Origin of the sequence: Streptomyces sp. NPDC042638 (assembly GCF_040647235.1) — a bacterium.
Lineage (GTDB): Bacteria > Actinomycetota > Actinomycetes > Streptomycetales > Streptomycetaceae > Streptomyces > Streptomyces rameus.
On record NZ_JBEZBT010000132.1, the window covers coordinates 1 to 4,016 of the forward strand.

At 65.7% G+C, this 4,016-nt stretch carries 2 protein-coding genes; one reads left to right on the forward strand and one right to left on the reverse strand.

Annotated features, from left to right (window positions below):
* Positions 1–291: hypothetical protein (locus AB0B40_RS38000; RefSeq protein WP_362268195.1), on the reverse strand; the 291-nt coding region annotated here is incomplete at its 3' end.
* A gap of 404 nt (positions 292–695) precedes the next feature.
* On the opposite strand from AB0B40_RS38000, the gene AB0B40_RS38005 reads away from it, so the two are divergent.
* Positions 696–3,983, forward strand: coding sequence for a LamG-like jellyroll fold domain-containing protein (locus AB0B40_RS38005; RefSeq protein WP_362268197.1), 3,288 nt, complete (start codon positions 696–698; stop codon positions 3,981–3,983).
* The last annotated feature ends 33 nt before the right edge of the window (positions 3,984–4,016 follow it).

Genomic DNA, 4,016 nt, shown 5'->3' on the forward strand with positions numbered 1-4,016 from the left:
GTCATCAACTGTCGCTCCCAGATCGGGAGTTACACCGCTCACCGTACAGACCCCGCTGGCGCCTTCCTCGTCACCTTGTGGGCTTCCCGGGGCCCGCACGGGCGCAACAGGGGCAGTGGCCGTGACGGCCGGTGCCTCGGCGATGGCCGTCTCAGGCTTCAGACCGAGCTGGTCGAGGAGATCGTGCTGGCCTGGCAGGAGCAGGTGGTAGCGGCGCTGCTGGATGCGCAGCCATTCCTGCGCCGTCCTGTCCATCAGCGGAAAGCCCGCAGCCAACTCCCCGCCTCCCACACCTTCTCCGTGAACAGGGCCGACGGCGATTGCCAGAGCAGCTACTTTCAGTCACAGCGCCGGGCAGGTGTCGACGATGCATGCCGGACCGCATAAGTCCTGCTCAGCGTATGTGCGGGGGCAGTCACTCAAGGTCGGTGACGGTGCAGTTCCGAGCTCACGCTCCATCACGGCTCGTGTGTTTTATGTCACTTGGCGTTCTGTTTCTCTTTGGCTTCTCTGGCGTGTGATGTCCGTTTGTGACCGTCTGGACCTCTGCTTGGTCTCGTGTTTACCGTCAGGTGAACGATCTGTAAGTGGTCAGTCACAACGGGGTTGGGGTCTGGGGAGACTCTGCGGGGGAGTGGTGTGTCATGCCTGTGGGGAGACGATGGTGCGTTACGGGCGCAGTGGTGTGCGCCGCAGTGACGCTGGGCCTTCTCCCGTCAGCACACGCGCTGGGGGCTGCCGGCAGCGAGGCGTCGGCCGGCGGGACGTCGCAGGTGTCGGATGCGGGGGGTGCCGGCACGGCCTCAGCCGGCACCGAAGCTGAGGCGGTCGCCCGCGCCAAGCAGTCGGGCCAGCCGGTGGAGATCGTCTCCCTGCGGGGGGAGAGCAGTGAGGTCTTCGCGAACCCGGACGGCAAGCTGGAGGCGCGCGAGCACCTTCGTCCTGTACGGGTACGCGTCGACGGGGTGTGGAAGGCCATCGACACCGACCTGACCCAGACAGGCGATGGGATGGTGGCGCCGAAAGCCACGACCATCGGTCTGCAGTTCTCCGGCGGCGGCGACGCCCCGATGGTCAGGATGACCAAGGCCGGACGTGAACTGGCCATGTCCTGGCCGGGAAAGCTGCCCGCTCCCCAGCTCCAGGGCGACACCGCAACCTATCCGGACGTCCTGCCGGGGGTCGACCTGCGGTTGGGGGCACAGCAGGACGGCTTTACCCAGCTGCTGGTCGTGAAGTCGGCTCAGGCCGCTTCCAGCAAGGAACTGACCGAACTGCGCCTGAAGCTGGACGCCAGCGGCATGGAGGTGAAGGAGACCGGCGCCGGCGGCCTGCAGGCCGTGGACAAGGGAGCCGGAAGCGCGGTGTTCGAGGCGGCGCAGCCGCTGATGTGGGACTCCAGCCCAGGCATCTCGGCGCAGAAGGCGCTGGGCGCACGAACCTTGGCGGCGCCGAAAGCGACCCCGAATTCCACCGATGACGCCGAGCCCGGCGCGGCGGAGTCGGGCAAGCTCGCCCCGGTCGGTGTGGAGGTTCCCGCCGGCCAGGACGAGCTGGTGCTGACGCCGGACACCGAGGTCCTGACCGGCAAGGACACCGTGTACCCGGTCTTCATCGACCCGAAGTGGGACACGCCCAAGGCCACGGCCTGGACGGTGGCGTCGAAGTACTGGGCGTCGTCCCCGCAGTGGAAGTTCAACGGTGACCCGGACGCCGGCCTGGGTTACTGCGCCTGGTACTACTGCAAGCCCTACGACACCAAGCGGCTCTTCTACCAGATTCCGGTCTCGAAGTATGCGGGCAAGGACGTCCTCTCGGCCGAGTTCGTGGTGCGTAACACGTGGTCGGCTTCCTGCAGCGCGCGCGGTGTGCAGCTGTGGCGGACGAAGGCGATCTCGTCGGAGACCACGTGGGACTCCCAGAACGCATCCGGTTTCTGGATCGATCACCTGAAGACGACGCCGTTCGCATACGGCTTCGAGGGGTGCGCGGCGAGGGACGCCGAGTTCGACGTGAAGCCGGCCGTGCAGCAGGCAGCGGACGCGAAGTGGTCGACGATGACGTTCGGTCTTCGCGCCGACGACGAATCCGACGCGTACGGCTGGAAGCGGTTCTCGGACGACGCCTATCTGCGGGTGAAGTACAACCGGCCTCCGCAGCAGATCAGAATGTCACGGCTGGACATGGAGTACGGTGGTACCTGCAAAAAGCCATCGGACGCCCCGCGCATACGCTCTCTGGGCAAGATCTACGCCGACAACGTCACCGACCCCGACGGTGACAACGTCAGGGTGCAGTTCCGCGCCGAATGGGATGGCGGTAAGTGGACCCCGGATGCGACCGGCTACAAGAGGTCGGGATCCGACTTTGCGATCAGCCTCCCGTCGTCCATCCCTGAGAACAAGGCGATCCACTGGTTCGTTCGTTCCTACGACGGTGCCCAGTACTCCCCATGGTCGTGGGCCGGCGGTGCAACAGCCTGCTATTTCATCTACGACAAGCATGCGCCGGCGTCGCCCACCGTCTCCTCGGGTGACTACCCTCGCTCCGACTCGTCGGACCCGGACGACGAGTGGTTCGACGGCCTCGGCAAGTACGGCACGTTCACAGTCGGCGGCAACGACCCCCAGACGGTGAAGTACCTGTGGGGCATCAACGTCGACCCGTCGTCGAAGAACACCATCACGACCTCGAGCGGAGCGTCCAGATCGCTGAAGCTGTTGCCGCCGAAAGTCGGGGTGAACACCCTCTACGTTTCCTCCGTCGATGCGGCAGGAAATATTTCCGCGCCTGCCGGATACCGGTTCAGGGTCAAGGCAGGCCAGCCGGAGCGCGCGATGTGGCAACTGGATGATGAGGCCGGCGCAGCCACCGCTTCGGGCACGGCACCGCCGCGAACGCTGAGACTGAACGGTGGGGTCACGCCGCATATCGCCGGGGCCAAGGGCACAGCCGTGTCGTTCGACGGCGTGGACGACTACGCCGTCAGCGACATCCCGGTCATCGACACCTCAACAAGCTTCTCTGTCTCCACCTGGGTCAAGCTCGACACTGTCCCCGACCACGCGGCCGTTGCGATCACCCAACCCGGCAACAACTCACCCGGGTTCGAGCTCTACTACTCCGCGGGCCTGGACCGGTGGGTGTTCAGCCAGCACACCTCTGACACGCTCAACTCGGGCAGTGTCACGGTCAAGGCCTCCACCGCAGGGGGTGTGAAGGCCGGCGAGTGGACCCACCTGGTGGGCACCTACAGTGCGGGCAGCGACGAACTGAGGCTGTACATCAACAACCAGCTCGTGGGCACAACCAGTTACAGCACGCCCTGGGACGCGCGGCGCGGCCTGCAGTTCGGTGCGGCGAGCCTCAACGGCAAGACGACGAACTTCTTCTCCGGCGCGATCGACGAGGTGCAGATCTTCGACAAGCCCCTCACGGCGGCCGAGGTGACCCAGCTGTACGGCAAGTCGTCCTCCACCATCGGCCGACCCGCACGGGCTGTGTTCACGATGGACGAGCCGGACACCGCCACCGAGCTGACCGGCAGGGCCGAGGTCCCGGACGCCACGCTCATGAACGGGGCCAAGCCCGGACAGCAGGGCATCGCCGGCAAGGACCTGACGCTGGACGGAGTCGACGACTACGCCACCACCGGCCGGCCGATTCTGAACAACCTCAACAGCTACACCATCTCCGCCTGGGCCAAGCTGCCGAAGAACAAACCGAACCATGCGGCGGTCGTCGCCACCCAGGCGGGCGCTCACCGCTCAGGTATGGAGCTTTACTACTCCAACACCTCCGACCGGTGGGTGATCAGCGAGTTCTCGGACGACTCCGCAACCGCCACCCCGATCCGCGCCATGCAGGCCGACGGTCAGACCGCTTACGGCGACACCTGGACACACCTGGTCGGCGTGCACGACACGGTCGCCAACAAGCTGACCCTGTACGTGAACGGCATTAGGGTTTGTGTGATGTCGTGATCAGTCGGCTGCTTGCAGGAGATCTCCGAGCCA